Here is a 23,841-nt window from a genome sequence, read left to right as displayed (position 1 = left end):
GGGGGTGGACGGTTCTACTTTAGGTCCGTAGGCTCTGGCGTATACGCCAATCACCCCACGAATTACGCCAATATGTCCCATTCACCGAAAACCGTTCATGTACTGGCCTTCGCCAATGTGCAGGTGCTGGATGTCACCGGGCCCTTGCAAGTGTTCGCCTCGGCCAACGACCTGGCCCGCCAGCGTGGCTTGCCGTTGCCGTATGCGCCGACGGTGGTGGCGGCCGGTGGCGGGGCGGTGGTGTCGTCGGCGGGCCTGGCGTTGCTGGCCGAGCCGTTGCCCGATGAGGGCAGCGACACCCTGCTTATCGCGGGTGGCTGGGGCGTGTACGAGGCGGCGAAGGACCCTGCGCTGGTGGCCTGGGTCAAGAATCATGGCCTGCGTTCGCGGCGGGTGGCGTCGGTATGCACCGGCGCGTTCCTGCTGGCTGCCAGCGGCTGGCTGGACGGCCGGCGGGTGGTCACGCACTGGACACGCTGCGAGCAGTTGGCCGAGCAGCATCCGAAATTGCGGGTCGAACCCAACCCGATTTTCATCAACGACGGTCCGGTCTGGACCTCGGCGGGGGTCACGGCTGGCATCGATCTGGCCCTGGCGCTCGTGGAGGACGACCTGGGACGTGCCGTGGCCCTGGAGGTCGCCCGGCAACTGGTGGTGTTTCTCAAGCGGCCGGGTGGGCAGTCGCAGTTCAGCGTGACCTTGTCGCTACAGAACCAGGGTGGTCGTTTCGATGAATTGCATGCCTGGATCGCCGAAAACCTTTCCTGCGACCTTGGCCTGCCCAACCTGGCCGCTCAGGCAGGCATGAGCGAACGCAGCTTCGTGCGTCACTATCGCGCCGAGACTGGCCAGACACCGGCGCGGGCGGTGGAGCTGATCCGCGTGGAGACCGCCCGCCGGCTACTGGCCGACACCGTCGTGCCGATCAAGCGGGTGGCGGCGCAATGCGGCTTTGGCAGCGAGGAAACCCTGCGACGCGGTTTCCTGCGGGCCATGGGCGTGACGCCCCAGGCGTACCGCGAGCGTTTCGCGGTCAGCCTTCAAGCAGATCCAGCAGCGCCTTGACAGTGGCTTCGGGTGCTTCCTGGGGAATGTTGTGGCCAACGCCGGCCAGCACTCGGCGTTCATAGAAACCGGTGAAGTGTCCGGCGTCCTCGTCCAGCTCGGGGGCCGGCCCCACGCCGTCGTCGGCACCGCACAGGGAAATGCTCGGCACGCGGATGGCCGGTTGCGCCGCCAGCTGTTCCTCGATCCCTTCCAGGGTCGGATCCCCCGGTGCATACATGAAACGATGCCGATAGGAATGGATCACCACGTCGACGAAGTCCGGGTTGTCGAAGGACGGTGCGCTCAGCGGGTACAGCTCGGCGCCGCGCTTCCAGGTTGGCGACCACAGGCGCCAGAGCAACGCGCACAGTTCACGTCGATTCTGCGTCAGGCCTTCGACGCCGCGGGGCGTGTGGAAGTAGTACTGGTACCACAGGCGATGTTCGGTGGCCGGGTCCAGCGGCTGGGTCGATCTAGGGATGTCCTGCAGATTGTAGCCGTCCCCGGTGACCAGGCAGCGCACACGCTCGGGCCACAACGCCGCCACGATACATGCCGCCCGGCCGCCCCAGTCGTAGCCGCACAGTGCCGCTTGGGGAATATGGAGCACGTGCATCAGGTCCAGCAGGTCCTGGGCCAGCGCCGCTTGCTGGCCGGAACGGATGATGGCGGGGTTGTTGAACCGGGTCGGGCCGTAGCCGCGCAGATAGGGCACGATGACCCGGTAACCGCGACCGGCGAGCACCGGGGCGACTTCATCGAAGGCCCTGGGGTCGTAGGGAAAACCGTGCAACAGGATCACCGGCTCCCCAGTGGCTGGGCCATGCTCTTCATAGGCGATGCGCAACAGCGGCGTCACCGCGAAATCGACCTTGGGTTCCTGGTGCATGGTGGCCTCCGGTTGTGTTCAGGCGGGCTCCTGATTCACATATTTGGCCCGATCCGGCGTGAACGTCACGTTCATCTTCGTGCTGGAGCAGGTCAGGGTGCGTTCCTGGGACAGGTCGATGTCCAGGTCTTCACCGCGCAGCCCTTGCCATTGGGCGAGGTATTTGAGGCAGCCGAATTTTTCGTTCTTCTTCAAGCTGCGGCTGACCCCGCCTTTCCAGCCCAGCACCGGCAACTCACCGGCCAGGCAACGTTGCGCCAGTTCCGGAAACTTCGACGCGCGGTCGCGGCCGATTTCCCAGCACTTGATCAAGCCCCGGTCATGGCTTTCCCAGAGATCCTCCCGGGTCAGGCCTGTTCGGAGTGGGGTCGTGATGGGGCGTTTGATATGAGTCATGTCAGGTCCTTGAGTCGGGCTTTTATCGGGCAGCTCCGCTGCACCCGTGAGTGCATCGATCTTAGGAGGGGTTTTCCGGGCTGGCAACTTCTAACGGGCAGTGGCGATAAATGGGAAAGTGGCGGTGATCGCTTTTGTGGCGAGGGGATTTATCCCCTCGCCACAATGGTGTGGTGTTCCTACAAAAAAATAGGTGAACCGGAATTTTCTGACGAGTCGCGGCGGTTGTCGGTTCGGAAGAGGCGGGGATAGGCTTGATCGGTCGCTGCAAAATCAGCGACCGGGCTTGGTCGCCCGGGTTTAGAATGGCGCACAATGCCGCGCGAGCGGCTGCCTGCTTTATGGCCGGCTGTGCGTGGGAGGGCTTCGGGCCCTGCCGGGTTTCCATTCCCTGGTCGACCAACCTGCGCACAGTTCGCCACCCCTCTGCTTGGTCGCGGAATGGCGAACTCCACTTTTGAATGGAGCTTTATGTCATGGTCAAGATCACCCCCAACCCCCCACGCGCCGAAAACCTCTCTTCCTACACCACCCTCGATTCAAGAAAACTCCGCGAAGCGGCCGACCGGGCGCTGAATATCCATCTGTCCACCCCGACGCCAGCCAAGCCCGACACCCAGGACGGCCGCGTCTTTTCGGTGGTTCCAGGCATCAACACCGAATCGGTCCTGACCAGCCTCAGCGAAACCCTGGCCTCGGCCAATGCCATGGTCAGCGACCTGGCGTTCGAGCTGGAGGGCTCTCGGCGGCATGTGGCGCTGGGCATTCAGCAATTGATCGAACTGGGTGCATTGCTGGCCGACCGAGCGCTGGATGACATCGAATTGGCTGAGCCAACAAGCCAGTTGGCGCCGTAGTCTTGTGACAAAGGGGCTTGATCTGTGGCGAGGGGATGAATCCCCTCGCCACAGTGTGCTCACTTTGAAAGTGCTGGCGACCTCGCTCACGGCTGCCAGTGGTGCTTCTCGCCGCTCAACTGGCGATCCAGGAAACTGGCCGCGCTGATCAGCGCCAGGTGGCTCAGGGCCTGGGGTGTGTTGCCCAGGTGATAGCCATGGCTGTCGAACTCCTCGGCGTACAGCCCCAGCGGGTTGGCGTAGCGCAGCAGTTGTTCGAATTCCAGCTGGGCTTTTTCCAGGCGGCCGGCGCGGGCCAGGCATTCGACGTACCAGAACGAGCACGCGACGAATGAACCTTCGCTGCCGCTGAGACCGTCGATCGGCTGGTCGTCGTTGCGGTAGCGATACACCATGCCATCGCGCACCAGGTGTTTTTCGATGGCGTCCAGGGTGGCGAGCCAGCGCGGATCGCGGGCGCTGACGAAACGCACCAGTGGCATCAGCAGCATTGAACCATCGACCGCCGTGCTGCCCAGGCGCTGGACGAAATGCTGGCGCTCGTCGTCCCAGAAATGCGTCCAGATGTCCTGGTAGATGGCTTGGCGAGTCTCGTCCCAGCGGCTGAATGGCGCAGGCAGGGAACGCTTGACCGCCAGGCGGATGCCGCGGTCGACGGCCACCCAGCACATCAGCCGCGAGTGCAGGAAATGCTGCTTGTCGCCGCGCATCTCCCAGATGCCTACGTCCTTTTCCTGCCAGATGCTGCACACCTGGTCGATCACGTCGACGGTGTGTTTCCAACCTTCATGGGAAATGGCCTCGCCGTATTTGTTGACCAGGTACACCGCATCCATCAGCTCGCCAAAGATATCCAATTGCACTTGCTGGTAGGCGAGGTTGCCAATGCGCACCGGTTGCGCCTGGCCGAAGCCGCTCAGGTGCGGCAGTTCGCTTTCCGGCAGTTCCTGCCGGCCGTCGAGGCCGTAGAGGATGTTGAGTTTGGTCGGTTGCTCGCAGCAGTCGCTGACCCGGTTTCGCAGGAAACGCATGTAGGCATTGGCTTCTTCGACGAAGCCCAGGCGCATGAACGCATAGACCGTGAACGAGGCGTCGCGGATCCAGGTGTAACGGTAATCCCAATTGCGCTCGCCGCCCCGGCTTTCCGGCAGCCCGAAAGTGGCGGCGGCCAGGATGGCGCCATGTTTGCGCGAGGTCAGCAACTTGAGGGTGAGGGCCGAGCGGTTGACCATCTCTCGCCAGCGCCCTCGATAGTTGGATTGGCCGATCCAGCTGCGCCAGAACGCCAGGGTCCGTTCCAGGCACAGTGCGCTGACGTCGTCGGTGAGCCTGGGGTCGTCGATGCCCCCCAGCAGGAATTCGGCGCTCTGGCCTTCCTGCAGGGTGAACCCGGCCACCGCTGCGTTGCCATCCAGGGCCATGGCCTGGTCCGAACACAGGCGCAGGCTCGGTTGTCCCGGCGCCTCGAAACAGATATGGGGGCCGTCCTGGCGTGCCTCGGTAGCGGCCCGGGCATAGTCGTGGCGCACCGCGCAGCGCATGCGAAACGTCGCGCGGCCCACCGCCATATGGACCTTGCGCATCAGCACCGGCAGATCGTCTTCGCTGTCTGCGATGGGCAGCACGTCGGTGATCTCCACCACCACGCCGTCGCTCAGCCAACGGGTCTGCAGCACATTGGTGTCGGGCAGGTAGATCTGTTGTCGACGCGCCTGGGGCAGGTCCGGAGCGAGCTGGAAGATGCCGGCCTGGGGCGTGTCCAGCAGCGAGCAGAAGATCGACGGGCTGTCGAATTCCGGCCAACAGAAAAAATCGACGCTGCCTCGGTCATTGACCAGCGCGGCGGTGCGCATGTCGCCGATGATGCCGTGATTCTCGATGGGGCTCTGGGGTTCGTCATACTCAGCCATTGTCACGGAACCCCGGATAAAGGCTCATCCCGCCATCGATGAACAATGTGGTACCCACCACGTAATCGGACAGGTCCGACGCCAGCCAGACCACCGCGTTGGCCACGTCGTCCACTTCGCCGACGCGTCCATAGGGAATCAGCTCCAGCAGCCTTTGCTCCTGTTCACCCTCGGTGGCTTCACGGTTGATGGCCGTGCGGATGGCGCCGGGAGCAATGCCGTTGATGCGGATGCGCTGGTGGCTGGTTTCCTGGGCCAGGGTCTGCATCAATTGATCGATGCCGCCCTTGGAGGCTGCGTAATTGACGTGCCCGGCCCAGGGGATGCGCTGATGCACCGAACTCATGTGGATTATCTTGCCGGCGGCGCGGGACACGCCCTGGCGAATGCCCTGGCGGTTGAAAATCCTCAGGGCGGCGCGGGCGCAGAGGAACTGGCCGGTGAGGTTGACACCGATCACGGTGTTCCAGTCCTCAAGGCTCATGTCGACGGCGGCGGCATCTTTCTGCAGGCCGGAATTGGCGACCAGGATGTCCAGGGCACCGAACGTCTCCAGGGCCTGGGCGAACAGCCGTTCGACCTGGTCCTCTTTCGCCACGTCGGCGCCGAGGGCGATGGCACGACCGCCGCTGTCGTTGATTTCCTCGGCCAGTTCCCTGGCCGCTCCCGCACTGGAATGATAATTGAGCACCACGGCGGCACCGGCCGCCGCCAAGGCCCTGGCCGAACCTGCGCCGATGCCGGAGCTGGCGCCGGTGACGAGGGCGACTTGTCGGGCGAGGGATATCTGCATGGTCTAGCACCTTGAAGTGAGGGCCTTACCTGCTGACTGACGGGAGGAGTGCAGAGTTCACTTGGGTGACGCGATCTTCACGATGACGTGAAACACTGATGAGCGGAAGAATGGGGGGCGAGGGGATTTATTCCCGCTGGGCTTGCGAAGCGGCCCTAAAACCAGCCAACTCGGTGTATCAGCAAGAGTCGGATTGGAGATCCTGGGGCTGCTAGGCAGCCCAACGGGGATAAATCCCCTCGCCACAGGACGGTGTTCAACTTCGGCCTTACCAGCCCCTTCCGGAGTTCACCCAGAAGTTCACCGACAGTGAGGTAGACACCGACTCCACCTGGTGGAACCAGCCCTCGGGCAGGAACAGCAGGTCCCCGGCCTCCAGGGTAATCCGCATGAACGTCACGTCCCGGGCGGCGGGAAAACGTTGGTAGTCTGGCGCATCCGGGTTGAAGTCACAGCCGTCCAGGCCGCCCTGGGGAGCCGTCGACCAGGTGCCCAGGGCCTCGCGATGGTGGGGGGCGGCGAGGACGAAGCGCTTGCGGCCCCAGACCTGGGCGAACAGGTTGTCGGTGTCGTCCCGGTGCAGGGGCGTCAGGGTGCCCTTGGGGCCGATCCAGATGCGCGGCGGGATGAACAGCGACGAATCGAAGTAGGGCGGGTACTTGATCTGCTCCATCAGTTGCGCCGGCAGGATGTTGTTGCCCATGTAGGCCGGCGGTTCGCCGTCGGCGCTCCTGGGGGCCGGGTTGTCCAGGGAGGCAATGAAATCGGCCATGGAGGTGGAGCGAAAGTCCCGTTCGGTGGAAAAGGTTTTCTTCACGTAGTCGCCGTGGCGGGTGATGCCTTGCAGCTCGGCGAAGTGCACCAGGGACTCTTCGCGGCTGAGCTTGAACAGCGGCCAGTCCCGTAACGCATCGCTGATGACCACCGGGATGCCGTGGGGCAGGTAGCGCGACTGGAACTCCTGCACCGACAGATCGCTGCGCGGGCGCCGCTCCACGGTGCGTTGGGTGGGCAGGCTGGCGGTGAGTTTTTCGCTGAAGCGCGGTGGGGTGGGGTAGCGCTTGTTCATGTCGACTTTTTCTACCACGCCACCCCCATGCCGGGCATGGTCGATGATCTGCGGCAGCAGGGTCGCCAGGCCCATGTTGCCGCCGATCTTCAGGCGGCCGCTGGCGAACAGCTCCTCGACATTGGCCATGCCGGCCATGATCCCGAGGAAGTCTTTTTCCGCGACCTCGATGGTCACGTCGGGACTGGCGTGGTGGCCGGCCTGGGTGCGACTGCTGGCCTTGACCTCGGACCAGTACGCCTGATGAGGCCCGAACACGAATTGGAAAACGCCTTCGATACCAACGGCGCCGGCATTGGCGAACAGTTTGCCCAGGATGGTTTGCAGGTCCACGGCGGTCACTCTTGTGGGTTTTGGTCTTGGCAGGTAACGAGGGGCCGGAACAGAAATTTAGCCCCTCACCGCCGACCAGCGCCCAGGGCTTTGTACTTTTCGTACAAGCCCTGGTGGCCCGTGTGGTTCATTTGCCTGCGGGAATCAGCCACACGGTTTTAACGCGTGGCAACCATGAACACCCGGGGGAACGGCAGCAGCACCGTGCCATCTTCCAGGGCGGGGTAGGCCTGTTCGATCGCCTTCAGGTATTGCTCCAGGTATCGGGCGCGCTGGGCTTCGTCCAGGGGATCGAGAAACGGCCGCAAGCCACTGCCCTTGAACCATTCCACCACCCCGGCGGCACCGCCGGCCAACGGATGGTGGTAGGTGGTGCGCCACACATCGACACGGGCGCAGTGGGGCTTGAGGATCGAGTAGTAGGTGCTGGCGTCTTCCACCTCGGTACGGGTATCGGCCGCCCCGGCCAGTTGGCTGGCCCAGGGACCGCTGGCGGCGATTTCGCGCATCAGGCGGTGGGATGGCTGGTGCAGGGTATCGGGCATCTGGACCGCCAGGCTGCCTCCGGGCGCCAGTTTGTCCACCAGCGCGGGGAGCAGGCGGGCATGGTCGGGCAGCCATTGCAGCACGGCATTGGCGAAGATCACGTCGAACGGCCCGGGCTCCTGCCATTGACCGATGTCCGCCACTTCGAACGCCACGTCGGGCAAGCGTTGGCGAGCGGCGGCGATCATGTCGGCGGAACTGTCCAGGCCCCGCACCGTCGCACCGTCGAACTGCTGCACCAGCAGTTCGGTGGAATTGCCGGGGCCGCATCCCAGGTCGATCACCGAGCGGGGCGCCATGCTCGCGATGGCGGCCAGCAGGTCTCGGGCCGGACGGGTGCGTTCCTGTTCGAAGGTGACATATTGCTTGGCGGACCAGCTCATGACGGGCTCCTTTTCGGTGGGCCAGGCTCTGTACGAAAGTTTTGAGACGAGGTCAGGCAAGGCGAAAGCAGCCGGGCAAGCGCAGAATGCATGAGCATTGCGAGGTTGTTCTCAACGCAGCCTGAACGAGTATCAAGGCTTTTCGTACAGAGCCTGGACAGGATGCCCGCCAGTATAAGGGCAGCCGATAGTAAGATGGCGCGTCGACGGCGCATTCGACTAATTCATTGCCTTGCCACTTCGTTATCTTCCATACACCACCGCTCGGAGAAAACCGCTGTGACCCAACTGACCTTGCTGTGCCTGCCTTACTCGGGCGCCAGCGCGATGGTTTACAACCGCTGGCGACGCAAGTTGCCCCAGTGGCTGCAGGTGCGGCCGGTGGAGCTGCCGGGGCGCGGGGCGCGTTTCGACGAGCCGTTGCACACCGACATGGGCCCGTTGGCGCTGCAACTGGCGCGGGAACTGCTGCCGACGCTCCAGGCGCCCTACGCCTTGTTCGGTCACAGCCTGGGGGCGCTGCTGGCTTGTGAAATCGCCCACGCCTTGCGTGAGCTGGGCTGCGCCGAGCCGGTGGCGCTGTTTGCCTCGGGCACTGCCGCGCCAACGATGCGGGCCGATTACGATCGTGGTTTCGCCGAGCCGAAAACCGATGCCGAGCTGATCGAGCAACTGCGCACCCTCAACGGCACCAGCGAAGAGGTGTTGGCCAACGAAGAGCTGATGGCGCTGACGTTGCCGGTCCTGCGCGCGGACTTCCTCATGTGCGGGCATTTCCAGCCCAGGATCCGGCCGCCCCTCAACTGCCCGGTGCATGTGCTGGGAGGCACCACGGACAAAGCCAATACCGAACAACTGATCGGCTGGCGCCGGGAAACCTCGGGCAGTTTTTCGGTGGACATGCTGGCCGGCGGTCACTTCTTCATCCACGAACACGAGGCCCGGGTGCTGCGGCTGATCAAGGATCAGTTGAGCGTGCATCACCGGCGCCATGGCCTGGCGATCAGCGCCTGACGCGCTGATGCACCCATAACCTGCTTTGTGACGAGGGGATTTTCCCGCTGGGCTGCGCAGCCCAGCGGGAAAATCCCCTCGTCACACTGTGGGCGGTCTATTGCACGTCGGGATGCTCTTCCTGACACAAATTCTCAAACGCTAATTTTTCCGGTCTGCATTCGTTTTATAGGGACGACTTGCCTTTGTGCCTTGTGCCCACTGATTCCGGATACCCAGAAATGAATGCTGAAGACGCCTTGAAACTTGCTCGCCGGTTTATCGGGTTGCCCCTGGAAAAGCGCCGGATGTTCCTGGCAGCGTTGGACAAGGAGGGCGTGCAGTTCAGCGGCTTCCCCATCCCCCAGGGCGTCGAGGCCGAAGATCGCCAGGCCTTGTCCTATGCCCAGCAGCGCATGTGGTTTCTCTGGCAGCTGGACCCTCACAGCGGTGCCTACAACCTGCCCGGCGCGGTGCGGCTCAAGGGCGCGTTGAGCCTGTCGGCCCTGGAGCAGGCCTTCGCCAGCCTGATGGCTCGTCATGAAACCCTGCGCACGGTGTTCCAGCGCCAGGCCGACGACAGCCTCCTGCAAGTGCCCATGACCGCGCCACTGGTGATCGAGCAAGAGGATTTCAGCGCGTTGGCGACCGCCGAGCGCGAGCGTGCGGTGGCCGAGGCGGCGCAACGACAGTCGCTGCTGCCGTTCGATCTGGCGGTCGGGCCGCTGTTGCGGGTCAAGCTGCTCAAGCTTGGCGAGCAGGAGCATGTATTGCTGCTGACCTTGCATCACATCGTCTCCGACGGTTGGTCGATGAACGTGCTGATCGATGAATTCATTCGCTGCTATGACGCGCATGAAGCGGGGCAGCCACCGCAACTCGCACCGTTGCCGATCCAGTACAGCGACTATGCCCTGTGGCAGCGCCGCTGGCTCGAAGCGGGCGAACAGGCACGGCAACTGGAATACTGGCAGGCGCAACTGGGGGATGAGCATCCGGTACTGGAATTGCCCACCGATCACTCCCGTCCGGCCATGCCGAGCTACCGTGGCAGCCGTCATGAATTCGCCATCGACGGCGCCTTGGCCGAGCAGCTGCGCAGCACAGCCCAGCAGCATGGCGTGACGTTGTTCATGCTCTTGCTCGGCGCGTTCAATGTGCTGTTGCATCGCTACAGCGGCCAGTGCGATATCCGTGTCGGCGCGCCCATCGCCAATCGCAATCGCGATGAAATCGAAGGCCTGATCGGCTTTTTCGTCAACACCCAGGTGCTGCGTACCGAGCTCGACGGGCAGACACGGGTGGTCGATCTTCTGCGGGCCGTCAAAGAGGCCGCCCTCGGCGCCCAGGCCCATCAGGACCTGCCGTTCGAACGCCTGGTAGAAGCCTTGAAGCTGGAGCGCAGCCTCAGCCATACGCCACTGTTCCAGGTGATGTACAACCATCAGCCGCAGGTGGCCGACGTCACCCGCATCAGCACGGCATCCGGGCTGGAGCTGGGCATGATCGACTGGCAGGGCCGCACCACCCAGTTCGACCTGACCCTGGACACCTTCGAGAAGGCCGGCAAGCTGCACGCCGCGCTGACCTACGCCAATGACCTGTTCGAAGCACCGACCATCGCGCGCATGGCGCGGCACTGGCTGCGTCTGCTGGCGGCGATGGTGGTCGATCCATCGCAGCGCATCGGCGAATTGCCCCTGCTCGATGCCGACGAGCACCAGGTCCTGGTGCACGACTGGAACACCACTGCCCAGCGCTACCCCACCGACCGGTGCATGCATCGGCTGATCGAAGCCCAGGTGGCGCGCACTCCGCAGGCCGTGGCGGTGTCTTGCGGCGAGCACAGCCTGACCTACGCCCAGCTCGACGCCCGTGCCAACCAACTGGCCCACCTGCTGATGGCGCAGGGCGTACAGGCGGACAGCCTGGTGGGGATCTGTGTCGAGCGCTCGGTGGAAATGGTTGTCGGCCTGCTGGCGATCCACAAGGCTGGCGGCGCCTATGTGCCACTGGACCCGGAATACCCGCAGGAGCGCCTGGCCTACATGATCCAGGACAGTGGCATCGCCTTGCTGCTGACCCAGGGTTCGCTGTCGGCGGCACTGCCCACCGATGACGTCAGCGTGATCCTGCTCGATCAGCCGGCCGGCTGGCTCGACGCCTACAGCGAACGCCGCCCCGAGGTGGTGGTCGATCCGTTGAGCCTGGCCTATGTGATCTATACCTCCGGTTCCACCGGCCGGCCCAAGGGCGCGGGTAACAGCCATGCCGCGCTGGTCAACCGTCTGTGCTGGATGCAACAGGCCTACAGCCTGGACGGCAGCGATGCGGTGTTGCAGAAGACACCGTTCAGTTTCGACGTGTCGGTATGGGAATTCTTCTGGCCCCTGATGACCGGCGCCCGGCTGGTGATGGCCGCGCCGGGAGCCCATCGCGACCCGCTGCAACTGATCGACACCATCAACCGTCACGGCATCAGCACGCTGCACTTCGTGCCGTCGATGCTGCAAGCGTTTATCCACGAGCCCGGCGTGGAAACCTGTACCGGGCTCAAGCGCATCGTCTGCAGCGGTGAAGCCTTGCCCCTGGATGCCCAGCATCAGGTCTTCGCCAAGCTGCCGAACGCCGGGCTCTACAATCTGTACGGTCCGACCGAAGCGGCAATCGACGTGACCCACTGGACGTGTGTCGACGAAGGCGCCGATTGTGTGCCGATCGGGCAGCCGATCGCCAACCTGCGCACCCATGTGCTCGACGCCCAGCTGAAACCGGTGCCGTGGGGCGTGTCCGGTGAGTTGTACCTGGGCGGGGCGGGGTTGGCGCGCGGTTATCACCGGCGCCCGGCATTGACCGCCGAGCGCTTTGTACCGTGCCCGTTCCATGCCGGCGAGCGCCTGTACCGTACCGGTGACCGCGTGCGCCAGCGTGCCGACGGCGTGATCGAATACCTTGGCCGCCTCGACCATCAGGTCAAGCTGCGTGGCCTGCGCATCGAGCTGGGTGAAATCGAGACCCGGCTGGTGCAACACCCGCTGGTGCGCGAGGCGGTGGTGCTGGTGCAGGACGGCAAGCACCTGGTGGGCTATGTGGTGCTGGAAAACCCCCAGCCGCCCGAGCAGTGGCAACAGGACGTCAAGGCCTGGCTGCTGGGCAGCCTGCCGGAATACATGGTCCCGACCTACCTGATGCCCCTGGCCAGGCTGCCCGTGACCGCCAACGGCAAACTGGATCGCAAGGCCCTGCCGCAACCGGATGCCGCGCCGCAGCAAGCGTTCGTCGCTCCTCAGGATGCGCTGCAGATTGCGCTGGCCGGCATATGGCAGGACGTGCTGGGGCTGGAGCGGGTCGGCCTGGAAGACAATTTCTTCGAACTGGGCGGTGATTCGATCATCTCCATCCAGGTGGTGAGCCGTGCGCGACAGCTCGGTATCCACCTCAATCCACGCGATCTGTTCCAGCACCAGACCGTGCGCAGCCTGGCGCTGGTGGCCAGCGTCGAGCATCACAATGCCGTGGACCAGGGGCCGGTCACCGGCCAAGCCCTGCTCGGACCGATCCAGCATCGGTTCTTCGCGCAGCCGATGCAGGACCGAGCGCACTGGAACCAGTCGTTGCTGCTCAGCCCGCGCGAGCCCTTGGACGCGCAGCGACTCGACGCGGCGCTGACCTGCGTCATCAATCACCACGACGCCTTGCGCCTGCGCTTCGTCGAAGAAGCGGACGGCTGGCGACAGAACCATGGGCCGCTGCTGCAAGGCGCTGGCCTGTGGCTGCGCGATGCGCAATCGGTCGAACAACTGGGTGCGCTGTGCGACGAAGCGCAGCGCAGTCTTTGCCTGCGGGATGGGCCGCTGATGCGGGCGATGCTGGTCAGCCTGGCCGATGGCAGCCAGCGGCTGGCGCTGGTCATCCATCATTTGGTGGTGGACGGCGTGTCATGGCGTGTATTGCTGGAAGATTTGCAGCAGGCCTACGAGCAGTTGGCGGCGGGTGGCGGTGTGACGTTGCCGGCCAAGACCAGTGCGTTCCAGGGCTGGACCGAGCGCCTGAGCGCCGAAGCGTCGCGTTTCGACGACCAGTTGGCCTATTGGAAAGCCCAGCACCAGGGCGCGCAGAACCTGCCATGCGAGCGTCCGCAAGGCAGCCTGGAAAACGCCCATGGCGCCAGGATCCAATGGCGCCTGGACGCCGGGCTGACCCGGCAATTGCTGCAACAGGCACCAGCGGCGTATCGCACCCAGGTCAACGATCTGCTGCTGACCGCGCTGGCTCGCACCGTCAGCGGTTGGAGCGGGCAGCCGGGTACGCTGGTGGAGCTGGAAGGCCATGGCCGCGAAGACCTGTTCGATGACATCGACCTGACCCGGACGGTCGGTTGGTTCACGAGTCTGTTCGCCGTGAACCTGACCGCCGCCGACGACCTCGGCGCTTCCATCAAGGCGATCAAGGAACAATTGCGCAGCGTTCCCGACAAGGGCCTGGGCTATGGCGTGTTGCGCCATCTGGCTGCGCCCCAGGTGCGAGCCGAGCTGGCGGACCTGCCACCGGCGCGCATCACGTTCAATTACCTGGGCCAGTTCGACCGACAGTTCGACGAATCGGCGCTGTTCGAGCCGTCCAGCGAAGGCAGTGGCATCGCCCAGGACCCCACGGCGCCCCTGGCCAACTGGTTGACCGTGGAAGGGCAGGTGTACGGCGGCGAGCTGACCATGAGCTGGGGGTACAGCCGTGAGATGTTCGACAGCGCCACCGTGCAGCGACTGGTGGATCGATACGCCCTCGAACTCACGACGCTGATCGAACATTGTGCCAACCTGGCCGTGCCGCAAGCCACGCCCTCGGATTTCCCCATGGCCCGCATCACCCAGGCGCAGCTCGATGGGCTGCCCGTGCCGACCGGCCAGCTCGACGACCTGTACCCGCTGTCGCCGATGCAGCAGGGGCTGCTGTTCCACACCCTCTACGAGCAGGCCGCGGGCGAATACGTCAACCAGCTGCGGGTGGATGTGCAAGGCCTGGAGGTGGAGCGCTTCCGCGCGGCATGGCAGGCGTGCATTGATGCCCAGGACATCCTGCGCAGCGGCTTCGTCTGGCAGGGCGACCTGCAGCAGCCGTTGCAAATCGTCCACAGGCACCTGCCGGTGCCGTTCACCGTGCTGGACTGGCGTGAGCGTGCCGACCAGGCGCAGGCCCTTGCCGCGCTGGCCGAAGACGAGCGGGCCAAAGGCTTCGACCTGAGCCAGGCACCGCTGTTACGGCTGGTGCTGGTGCAGACCGGTGCCGGGCAATGGCATTTCATCTACACCCATCACCACATTCTGATGGACGGCTGGAGCAATGCGCAGCTGCTCGGCGAAGTGATGCAACGCTACAACGGCCACGCCTCGGCCAGCGTCACAGGGCGATACCGCGACTACATCGCCTGGCTGCAGCGTCAGGACGAGCAACTCGGCAAGGACTACTGGACGGCGCAACTGGCCACCCTGCAAGAACCGACCCGACTGGCCCGGGCCACCTCTGGCAGCGACAGCCAGCGCGGGCACGGCGACCTGTTCCAGACCCTCGATGCCCCGCGCACCCAGGTGCTGGAGCGCTTTGTCCGCCAGCAGAAAGTCACCCTCAACACCTTGGTGCAAGCGGCGTGGCTGTTGCTGCTGCAACGCTACACCGGCCACGACAGCGTGGCCTTCGGTGCCACCGTGGCCGGGCGTCCGGCGGATCTGCCGGGCATCGAGCAACAGGTCGGGTTGTTCATCAACACCCTGCCGGTGATCGCCGCGCCGCGTCCGGATCAATCCGTCGGGGCCTGGCTGCAAGCGGTACAGGCGCAGAACCTGGGCCTGCGGGAGTTCGAGCACACGCCGCTGGCGGATATCCAGCGCTGGGCCGGGCAAGGCGGCGAGGCGCTGTTCGACAACATCCTGGTGTTCGAAAACTATCCGGTTGCCCAGGCCCTGCAGGACGGCGCCGGACAAGGGCTGGTGTTCGGCGAGGTCGCTCACCTGGAGCAGACCCATTACCCACTGAGCGTCGCCGTGACCCTCGGCCAGACCCTGGCGCTGCACTACAGCTTCGACCAGGCGCATTTCAGCCCGGCGACCATCGACCAGATCAGTCGTCACCTGATGCACCTGTTGGAAACCTTCGCCGAATCGGCGACCCGCAACCTGGGACAGATCGCCCTGGTGGACGCCGGGGAACAGGCCCGGCAACAGGCCGCCAACCATCGGCAGCCATACCCGACCGACATCGCCGTGCATCAGCGCATCGCCCGCTTGGCGGCGCTGAAGCCCCACGCCACGGCGGCGATCTTCAACGGGCAACGGTTCAGCTATGGCGACATCGACCGTCGAGCCAATCAACTGGCCCATGCCCTGATCGCCCGCGGCGTCGGCCCGGAAACCCTCGTCGGCGTGGCCCTGCCGCGCAGCGAAGGGGTGATCGTCGCGTTGCTGGCGGTGCTCAAGGCCGGCGCCGCCTACGTGCCGCTGGATACCAGCTACCCCCGCGAACGCCTGGCATACCTGATCGAGGATTCGGGGCTGGCGCTGTTGCTGACCGATTCGCGGGTGTCGGCGCAGCTGCCGCTTGAGGGGGCCGCCCAGGTGCTGGAACTCGACAGCCTGGACCTGCGTCAGCAACCCCTCGATGCGCCCGATGTCCAGGTCGATCCGCAGAACCTGGCCTACGTGATCTACACCTCCGGTTCCACCGGTAACCCCAAGGGCGTGAGCGTGGCCCATGGCCCGCTGGCGATGCATTGCCAGGCCATCGGCGAGCGCTATGAAATGCGTGACAGCGATTGCGAATTCCACTTCATGTCCTTCGCCTTCGACGGCGCCCATGAGCGCTGGCTCACCAGCCTGACCCATGGCGCTTCGCTGCTGATTCGCGACGACAGCCTGTGGACGCCGGAGCAGACCTATCACGCGATGCGCGAACACGGCGTGACCGTGGTGGCGTTTCCGCCGGTGTACCTGCAACAACTGGCCGAGCATGCCGAGCGCGAGGGCAACCCGCCGACAGTGCGGATCTACTGCTTCGGCGGCGATGCGGTGCCCAACGCCAGTTTCGAACGGGTCAAGCGCGCCCTAGACCCGGACTTCATCATCAATGGCTACGGCCCCACCGAAACCGTGGTCACGCCGCTGATCTGGAAGGCCGGCCGCGACGTGGCCTGCGGTGCGGCCTATGCGCCGATCGGCAGCCGCATCGGTGATCGCAGTGCCTATGTGCTGGACGCCGACCTCAACCTGCTGCCCCAGGGCATGGCCGGTGAGCTGTACCTGGGCGGCACGGGCCTGGCCCGGGGTTACCTGAATCGCCCGGGGCTCACGGCCGAGCGCTTCGTCGCCGATCCGTTCAGCAGCGGCGGCTTGCTCTACCGCACCGGTGACCTGGTGCGCCAGCGCGCCGACGGCACCTTCGATTACCTGGACCGCATCGACAACCAGGTGAAGATTCGCGGGTTCCGCATCGAGCTGGGCGAAGTCGAAGCCAGCCTGCAAGCCCTGGACGGCGTGCGCGAAGCCGTGGTGGTGGCCCAGGAAGGCACCGCCGGCAGCGGCAAGCGCCTGGTGGCCTATGTCGTGGCCGATGAGTCCGCGGCCCGGCGCCCGGCGTTCGCCGAGCAACTGCGCGAGCAGCTCCAGGCCACCTTGCCGGCGCACATGGTCCCGGCCTATCTGCTACTGCTGGAGCGCTTGCCACTGACGCCCAACGGCAAGCTTGACCGCAAGAACCTGCCCAAGCCTGACGTCAGCCAATTGCAGCAGGATTACGTAGCGCCGCGCAGCACCCTGGAACAACACCTGGCGTCCATCTGGCAGGATGTGCTCAAGCTCGGGCAGGTAGGGCTGCGGGATAACTTCTTCGAACTGGGGGGCGATTCCATCGTCTCGATCCAGGTGGTCAGCCGCGCCCGTCAGGCCGGCATCCACTTCACCCCGAAGGATCTGTTCCAGCACCAGACCATCGAGGCGCTGGCGAGCGTGGCGCGCTCGGGCCAGGCTGGCCCGGTCATCGATCAGGGACCGGTGGTCGGCGAACTGCCGCTGTTGCCGGTACAACGGCTGTTCTTCGAACAGGCGATCCCCGAGCGTCAGCACTGGAACCAGGCGGTGATGCTCAAGCCCACAGAAAGCCTCGATCCCCGGTTGCTGGAGCAGGCCCTGGACGCGCTGCGGGTGCATCACGATGGCCTGCGCTTGAGTTTCACCCCCGGGCAGGCGGGATGGACGGCACATTACCGCTCGCCGGCCAGCCCTTGCGCTGACCTGCTCTGGGTCGTGGATGCGCCGGATGCCGATGCATTGCACGACATCGCCAACCAGGCACAGCGCAGCCTCGACCTGCAGGACGGCCCGTTGTTGCGGGCCGTGCTGGCCAATCTGGCCGATGGCAGCCAGCGGCTGTTGCTGGTGATCCACCATTTGGTGGTGGACGGTGTGTCCTGGCGCATCCTCTTCGAAGACCTGCAAGACGCCTATCGCCAGTTGTCCACCGGCCAACAGGTGCGGCTGCCGGCGAAAACCACTTCGGCCCGGGTGTGGGCCGAGCATCTGCAGGACTATGCGCGCAGCGCCGCCTTGCAGGAGGAACTGGCGTATTGGCAGGCCTGTCTGGAGGGTGTCGACGGGCAATTGCCGATGGACAATCCCCTGGGCGGCCAGCAGGAGCGTCTCGCGTTGACGGTGCGCACCCGACTCGACGCGTCGTTGACCCGTCGATTGCTGCAGGAGGCGCCCCAGGCCTATCGCACCCAGGTCAACGACCTGCTGCTCACCGCTCTGGCCCGGGTCATGGTGCGCTGGACCGGCAGCGACAGCGCCCTGGTCCAGCTCGAAGGCCACGGCCGTGAAGCCCTGTTCGACGATGTCGACCTGACCCGCACCGTCGGCTGGTTCACCAGCCTGTACCCGGCCAGGCTCACCCCGACGGCCGACCTGGGCAGTTCCCTCAAGCAGATCAAGGAGCAACTGCGGGCGATCCCGAACAAGGGCATGGGATTCGGTGCCCTGGCCCGACTGGGGGATGACTCGGCGCGGGCGATCCTGGCCGCGCTGCCGACACCGCGCCTGACCTTCAACTACCTGGGCCAGTTCGATGCCAGTTTCGACGAGGCCGACGGTGCCCTGTTCGTACCGGCCAGCGAAGGGGCCGGGGACGAGCTGGACCCGCAAGCGCCGTTGTCCAACCTCCTGGCGCTCAATGGCCAGGTATTCGGCGGTGAACTGAACCTGGGCTGGACCTTCAGCCGCGAGGTGTTCGACCCGGCCACCATCCAGGCCCTGGCGGACGATTACACCCGCGAGCTGCAAGGGCTGATCGAGCATTGCTGTCAGGGCGGGCAGGGCGGCGTGACGCCGTCGGACTTCCCCCTGGCCAGCCTGAGCCAATGGCAACTGGACGGGCTGCCGGTGGCGATGACGCAGATCGCCGACCTCTACCCACTGTCGCCGATGCAGCAGGGGATGCTGTTCCACAGCGTCTATGGCGAGGCCAGCGGCGACTACATCAACCAGTTGCGCCTGGACGTCGAAGGGCTGGACCCGGAGCGCTTCCGGCAGGCCTGGCAGGCGGCGGTGGATGCCCACGACATCCTGCGTACGCGCTTCGTCTGGCAGGGGGACCTGCCGGAGCCGGTGCAACTGGTCAGCAAGCACCTGGAACTGCCCTACCGCCTGCATGACCTGCAAGGCGATCCGCAGCGCGATGAAACCTTGCTGGCGCTGGCCGATGCCGAATGCCGACAACTGGCCCTGGACTCTGCGGCCCTGTTGCGATTGACCATCGCGCGTCTCGATGAGCAGCGCTACCACCTGATCTATACCCATCACCACATCCTGATGGATGGCTGGAGCAACTCGCAGTTGCTCGGCGAGGTGCTGCAACGCTACAGCGGCAATCACGTCGCCTTGCAGGGCAGCCGCTATCGGGACTACATCGCCTGGCTGCAACGCCAGGATGGCGCCGCCAGCCAGGCGTTCTGGATGCCTGCGCTCAAGCGCCTGGAGGCTCCGACGCGCCTGGCCGACGCCATGGCCTGCCCGGCTGAGACCGGCATCGGTTACGGCGACCATGTGCAAGTGCTGGACGAAGGGTTGACCCGACGCCTGGAAACCTTCGCCCGGGCCTCGAAAGTCACCGTCAACACCCTGGTGCAGGCGGCGTGGCTGTTGCTGTTGCAGCGCTACACCGGCAAGGACACCGTGGCCTTTGGCGCGACGGTGGCCGGTCGCCCGGCGGACTTGCCCGGTATCGAGCAGCAGATCGGCCTGTTCATCAACACCTTGCCGGTCATTGCCAGCCCACGGGCCGAACAGTCCCTGGACAGTTGGCTGCAAGCGGTGCAAGGGCAGAACCTGGCGCTGCGGGAATTCGAGCACACCGCATTGCTGGACATCCAGCGCTGGGCCGGCCAGGGCGGTGACGCACTGTTCGACAGCCTGCTGGTGTTCGAGAACTACCCGGTCGCCCAGGCCCTGGAGCAGGGCGCGCCTCAAGGCCTGCGCTTCGGCCCGGCAGCCACCCGGGAGCAGACCAGCTATCCGTTGACCTTGCTGGTGAGCCTGAATCGACAGTTGTCGGTGCACATGAGTTACCAGCGCGCCAGTTTCCAGGCCGACACCGTGGTGCGCCTGGCGGCGCACCTGGCTCAGTTGCTCGGACAGATGACCGGCCAGGGCGAGCGCTGCCTGGGGCAGTTGTCCATGCTCGGCTTCGATGAGCATCAACGCCTGACCCACGACTGGAACCCGGTGGACGCTCCGTTCGAGCAAACCCTGTGCGTCCATCAGGCGATCGCCCGCCAGGCCGAAGCCATGCCGGATGCCCTGGCGGTGACGTTCGCCGAAAACCGTCTCAGCTACAGCGAACTGGACAGCCGCGCCAATCGCCTGGCCCACAAGCTCATCGAACTGGGCGTGGGCCCGGAAGTGCGGGTGGGCGTGGCGATGCCGCGGTCCGAACACTTGCTGGTGGCCTTGCTGGCAGTGCTCAAGGCCGGCGGCGCCTACGTGCCACTGGACCCGGATTATCCGGCCGAGCGCGTGGCCTACATGCTCGACGACAGCCGTGCCCGCGTGCTGCTGACCGAGCAGGCCGTGGCGGTGACCTTGACAGTTCCGGCCGACACCGCCGTGCTGATGCTGGACCGCATCGAGCTTGGGCAATATTCCCTGGATGCGCCGGCGACCGGGGTCACTCCGGACAACCTCGCCTATGTGATCTACACCTCCGGCTCCACCGGCAAGCCCAAGGGCGTGGCGATTGCCCATCGCAACGTGCTGGCGCTGGTCGACTGGTCCAGGTCGGTCTATCGCCGTGACGACATCCAGGGCGTGCTGGCTTGCACTTCGGTGTGCTTCGACCTGTCGGTATGGGAGCTGTTCGTGACCCTGGCCAACGGCGGCTCGCTGATCATCGCCCGCAATGCCCTGGAACTGCCGCAGCTGCCGGCGCGGGATCAGGTACGCCTGGTCAACACCGTGCCATCGGCCATCGCCGCGTTGCAACGCAGCGGCGATATCCCGTCCGGCGTGCGCATCATCAACCTGGCGGGCGAGCCACTGAAGCAGAGCCTGGTGGAGGCACTGTATCAATCGACCCGCGTCGAACACGTCTACGACCTCTACGGCCCTTCGGAAGACACCACCTATTCCACCTGGGCGCGGCGCTGCGTCGACGGCACGGCGAATATCGGCCGTCCCCTCAAGCACACGGCCAGCTACCTGCTGGATGCCGGTCTGCAACCGGTGCCCCAGGGAGTACCGGCGGAGCTGTATCTGAGCGGCGCGGGCATCACCCGTGGCTACCTCGGGCGAGCGGCGATGACCGCCGAAAAGTACGTGCCCAATCCGTTCTCCACCACCGGCGAGCGCCTGTACCGCACTGGTGACTTGTGCCGTTACCGCGCCGATGGCGTGCTCGAATACCAGGGGCGCATCGACCATCAGGTGAAGATCCGTGGCTTTCGCATCGAGCTGGGAGAAATCGAAGCGCGACTGCTGGCTCAACCGGGGGTGCGCGAGGTGGCCGTCCTGGCCCAGGACGCGCCGGGAGGCCCGCAATTGGTGGCCTATGTGGTGGCGCCTGCGCTGGACCGGGAAGCCGACGACCTGCGTGCAGTGCGCGACCGACTCAAGGGCGGGCTCAAGGCGCATCTGCCCGACTACATGGTCCCGGCCCACCTGCTGTTTCTCGACCAACTGCCCATGACCCCGAACGGCAAGCTCGACCGCAAGGCCTTGCCGGCCGTGGAGACCGGCTTGTCCCAAGCCGGCTACGTGGCCCCGGTCAGCGAGCTGGAACGACAGGTCGCGGCGATCTGGGCACAGGTGCTCACCGTGGAACGCGTGGGTCTGAACGATCACTTCTTCGAGCTGGGCGGCCATTCGCTGCTGGCGGTCAACGCCGTCTCGCGCATGGCTCTCGAACTGGGGTTGACCCTGACCCCGCAGCTGATTTTCCAGCACCCCGTCCTGCAGGATTTCGTCGCGCAACTGGACACCGGGGACGGGCCGATCAATGAACAGAAACTGAACAAGCTGGAAGCCCTGCTTGATGAAATGGAGGAAGTCTGATGGACAAGAGTGTTGCTTTGAGGATTGCCAAGCGCTTTATCACTCTGCCCCTGGACAAACGCCGGCTGTACCTGGAAAAGATGCTCGAAGAGGGCGTCTCGCCGGCCAACCTGCCGATTCCCGAGGTGCGTTCCGGGTTCGAGGATATTCCATTGTCCTATGCCCAGGAGCGCCAATGGTTCCTGTGGCAAATGGAGCCCAACAGCTCGGCCTACCACATCCCCAGTGCGCTACGCCTCAAGGGCCCGTTGGATGTACCGGCCCTGGAGCGCAGCTTCAACGCCCTGGTGGAACGCCATGAAAGCCTGCGCACCACCTTCATCGAGCGCGACGAGCGGACAGTGCAGGTGATCCACCGGCAGTTGCCGCTGCGCATCAGCCTCGAGTCGTTGCCCGCGGACTCCACCGCCAGCCTCGAGGACAGCCTCAAGGCCTTCGTCGAGCGCGAGACCGCGCGTCCGTTCGATCTGCGCCTGGGGCCGCTGCTACGGGTTTCCCTGTTGAAAATCGCCGAGGACGACCATGTGCTGGCGCTGATCCAGCACCACATCATTGCCGATGGCTGGTCGATGCAGGTGCTGGTCAATGAACTGGTGAGCCACTACGCGGCGGACACCGTCGGCACGCCGCTGGCCTTGCCGGAATTGCCCGTGCAGTACGCCGACTATGCGATCTGGCAACGCCATTGGCTCGAAGCCGGCGAGCGTGAGCGGCAGTTGGCCTATTGGGTCCGGACCCTGGGCGGCGAGCAACCGGTGCTGGAATTGCCCCTCGATCATCCGCGCCCGCCCGTACAGAGCTTTCGCGGCGCACGGCTGGACCTGGACCTGCCGCCGCAATTGGCGACGGCACTCAAGCAACTGGCCCAGCGCCAAGGGGCCAGCCTGTTCATGGTGTTGCTGGCCTCGTTCCAGGCCTTGCTGCATCGCTACAGTGGCCAACCGCAGATCCGCGTCGGCGTGCCGGTGGCCAACCGCAACCGGGTCGAGACCGAAGGCCTGATCGGCTTCTTCGTCAACACCCAGGTGCTGAACGCCCATGTGGACGGGCAACTGCCGTTCGACCGTCTGCTCGACCAGGTCAAGCAATCGGCCATGGCCGCCCAGGCGCATCAGGACCTGCCGTTCGAGCAGTTGATCGAGGCACTGCAACCGGAGCGCAGCCTCAGCCACAGCCCGATCTTCCAGGTCATGTTCAACCATCAGACCGCAGGCGATGCCCAGGGCCGGCAGTTGCACCTGCCGGGCCTGGGCATCGAAGACCTGGTGTGGGAGGGACGCACAGCCCAATTCGACCTGACCTTGGGCACGTATGAAACCGAGCAGGGAATCGCCGCCGAGCTGACCTATGCCACCGACCTGTTCGAGCCGCAGACCATCGAGCGTCTGGTCCGGCACTGGCAGAACCTGCTGCAGGGTATCGTCGACGCGCCGCAGCGACGCATCGGTGAGCTGCCGCTGCTCGACAGCGACCAGCAACGCCTGATGCAACGGCAATGGCACCGTGTGGTGGAGCAGGGGACACAGGCCACCTGCGTCCACCAGCGCATCGCCGAACAGGCCCGCCAGTCCCCCGATGCGCTGGCCCTGACCATCGATGGCCAAACCCTGACCTACCAGCAACTGGACACCCGGGCCAATCAGCTGGCCCACCGCCTGGTCGCCCTGGGCGTGACGCCTGACCAGCCGGTGGGCATCGCGCTGGAGCGCAGCGCCGAAATGATCGTCGGCCTGCTGGCGATCCTCAAGGCCGGCGGTGCCTACATGCCGTTGGACCCGGCATATCCCGAGGATCGCCTGGCCTACATGATCCAGGACAGCGGCATCCGCCTGCTGTTGACCCAGGCCCGGCTGCAGGCTGTGTTGCCCATTCCGGCGACCCTCCAGACCCTGCTGCTGGACCAGCCCGACATGGCGCTACAGGATGCTCCCGGCACCTGCCCGGCGGTGCCACTGAGTGCCGAACACCTGGCCTACGTGATCTACACCTCCGGCTCCACCGGCAAACCCAAGGGCGTGATGGTGCGCCATGGCGCATT

11 protein-coding genes (1 of these 11 running past the window's edge) are annotated in these 23,841 nt (G+C 65.1%); 5 read left to right on the top strand and 6 right to left on the bottom strand.

All coding sequences use genetic code 11. From position 1 onward, the window contains the following. The first annotated feature begins 72 nt into the window (after nucleotides 1–72). Complete coding sequence (locus AC1M7R_RS02695) at nucleotides 73–1,065, top strand: GlxA family transcriptional regulator (RefSeq protein ID WP_072392055.1); 993 nt, start codon at nucleotides 73–75, stop codon at nucleotides 1,063–1,065. Here the strand turns inward: AC1M7R_RS02695 and AC1M7R_RS02690 are convergent. After that, nucleotides 1,034–1,936: an alpha/beta fold hydrolase gene (locus AC1M7R_RS02690; RefSeq protein ID WP_072392059.1), complete on the bottom strand. Its 903-nt coding sequence runs from the start codon at nucleotides 1,934–1,936 to the stop codon at nucleotides 1,034–1,036. The genes AC1M7R_RS02695 and AC1M7R_RS02690 overlap by 32 nt on opposite strands. A gap of 18 nt (nucleotides 1,937–1,954) precedes the next feature. Next, on the bottom strand, nucleotides 1,955–2,332 hold the full coding sequence (locus AC1M7R_RS02685) for a hypothetical protein (protein ID WP_072392062.1): 378 nt from the start codon (nucleotides 2,330–2,332) through the stop codon (nucleotides 1,955–1,957). A 476-nt stretch (nucleotides 2,333–2,808) separates the two neighbouring features. On the opposite strand from AC1M7R_RS02685, the gene AC1M7R_RS02680 reads away from it, so the two are divergent. Then, the gene (locus AC1M7R_RS02680; protein ID WP_072392065.1) at nucleotides 2,809–3,189 is read left to right on the top strand and encodes a DUF6124 family protein; all 381 of its coding nucleotides are present in this window, start codon (nucleotides 2,809–2,811) and stop codon (nucleotides 3,187–3,189) included. 86 nt (nucleotides 3,190–3,275) lie between these two features. On the opposite strand, the gene AC1M7R_RS02675 is transcribed toward AC1M7R_RS02680, so the two are convergent. From AC1M7R_RS02675 to tam, 4 genes are all read right to left on the bottom strand, one after another. Continuing rightward, nucleotides 3,276–5,099 carry a glycoside hydrolase family 15 protein gene (locus tag AC1M7R_RS02675; RefSeq protein WP_490610225.1) on the bottom strand — a complete coding sequence of 608 codons (1,824 nt, stop codon included), beginning with the start codon at nucleotides 5,097–5,099 and terminating at the stop codon, nucleotides 3,276–3,278. After that, complete coding sequence (locus AC1M7R_RS02670; RefSeq protein WP_490610224.1) at nucleotides 5,092–5,892, bottom strand: SDR family oxidoreductase; 801 nt, start codon at nucleotides 5,890–5,892, stop codon at nucleotides 5,092–5,094. Before AC1M7R_RS02670 ends, AC1M7R_RS02675 begins: the two co-directional genes overlap by 8 nt. A 268-nt stretch (nucleotides 5,893–6,160) precedes the next feature. Continuing rightward, complete coding sequence (locus tag AC1M7R_RS02665) at nucleotides 6,161–7,294, bottom strand: cupin-like domain-containing protein (RefSeq protein WP_271905233.1); 1,134 nt, start codon at nucleotides 7,292–7,294, stop codon at nucleotides 6,161–6,163. A gap of 158 nt (nucleotides 7,295–7,452) precedes the next feature. Continuing rightward, the gene (tam, locus tag AC1M7R_RS02660; RefSeq protein ID WP_072392078.1) at nucleotides 7,453–8,223 is read right to left on the bottom strand and encodes a trans-aconitate 2-methyltransferase; all 771 of its coding nucleotides are present in this window, start codon (nucleotides 8,221–8,223) and stop codon (nucleotides 7,453–7,455) included. Nucleotides 8,224–8,502: 279 nt separating this feature from the next. Here tam and AC1M7R_RS02655 point away from each other — a divergent pair, with 279 nt between their 5' ends. The 3 genes from AC1M7R_RS02655 to AC1M7R_RS02645 all read left to right on the top strand — a co-directional run. Beyond that, complete coding sequence (locus AC1M7R_RS02655; RefSeq protein WP_072392081.1) at nucleotides 8,503–9,237, top strand: thioesterase II family protein; 735 nt, start codon at nucleotides 8,503–8,505, stop codon at nucleotides 9,235–9,237. Between the two features lie 221 nt (nucleotides 9,238–9,458). Further along, nucleotides 9,459–21,803: a non-ribosomal peptide synthetase gene (locus AC1M7R_RS02650; RefSeq protein ID WP_490610223.1), complete on the top strand. Its 12,345-nt coding sequence runs from the start codon at nucleotides 9,459–9,461 to the stop codon at nucleotides 21,801–21,803. Continuing rightward, a protein-coding gene (locus AC1M7R_RS02645) for a non-ribosomal peptide synthase/polyketide synthase (protein ID WP_490610222.1) crosses the window boundary here: on the top strand, nucleotides 21,803–23,841 show its 5' portion. The gene runs 11,500 nt beyond the window's last position; 2,039 of the gene's 13,539 nt are visible here — the first part of the coding sequence; it begins with the start codon at nucleotides 21,803–21,805; its stop codon lies beyond the right edge, outside the window. The genes AC1M7R_RS02650 and AC1M7R_RS02645 overlap by 1 nt, the downstream gene beginning before the upstream one ends.

The organism is Pseudomonas sp. MS01C9 (assembly GCF_058202755.1).
Note: the sequence above shows the minus strand (reverse complement) of the source record. Positions and strands in the feature narration are given on the sequence as shown.

What these genes read in the sequence shown, in the direction of transcription:
- AC1M7R_RS02695 (WP_072392055.1), top strand. Translation starts at nt 73, where the DNA reads ATGTCCCATTCACCGAAAACCGTTCATGTACTGGCCTTCGCCAATGTG.
- AC1M7R_RS02690 (WP_072392059.1), bottom strand. Translation starts at nt 1,936, where the DNA reads ATGCACCAGGAACCCAAGGTCGATTTCGCGGTGACGCCGCTGTTGCGC.
- AC1M7R_RS02685 (WP_072392062.1), bottom strand. Translation starts at nt 2,332, where the DNA reads ATGACTCATATCAAACGCCCCATCACGACCCCACTCCGAACAGGCCTG.
- AC1M7R_RS02680 (WP_072392065.1), top strand. Translation starts at nt 2,809, where the DNA reads ATGGTCAAGATCACCCCCAACCCCCCACGCGCCGAAAACCTCTCTTCC.
- AC1M7R_RS02675 (WP_490610225.1), bottom strand. Translation starts at nt 5,099, where the DNA reads ATGGCTGAGTATGACGAACCCCAGAGCCCCATCGAGAATCACGGCATC.
- AC1M7R_RS02670 (WP_490610224.1), bottom strand. Translation starts at nt 5,892, where the DNA reads ATGCAGATATCCCTCGCCCGACAAGTCGCCCTCGTCACCGGCGCCAGC.
- tam (WP_072392078.1), bottom strand. Translation starts at nt 8,223, where the DNA reads ATGAGCTGGTCCGCCAAGCAATATGTCACCTTCGAACAGGAACGCACC.
- AC1M7R_RS02650 (WP_490610223.1), top strand. Translation starts at nt 9,459, where the DNA reads ATGAATGCTGAAGACGCCTTGAAACTTGCTCGCCGGTTTATCGGGTTG.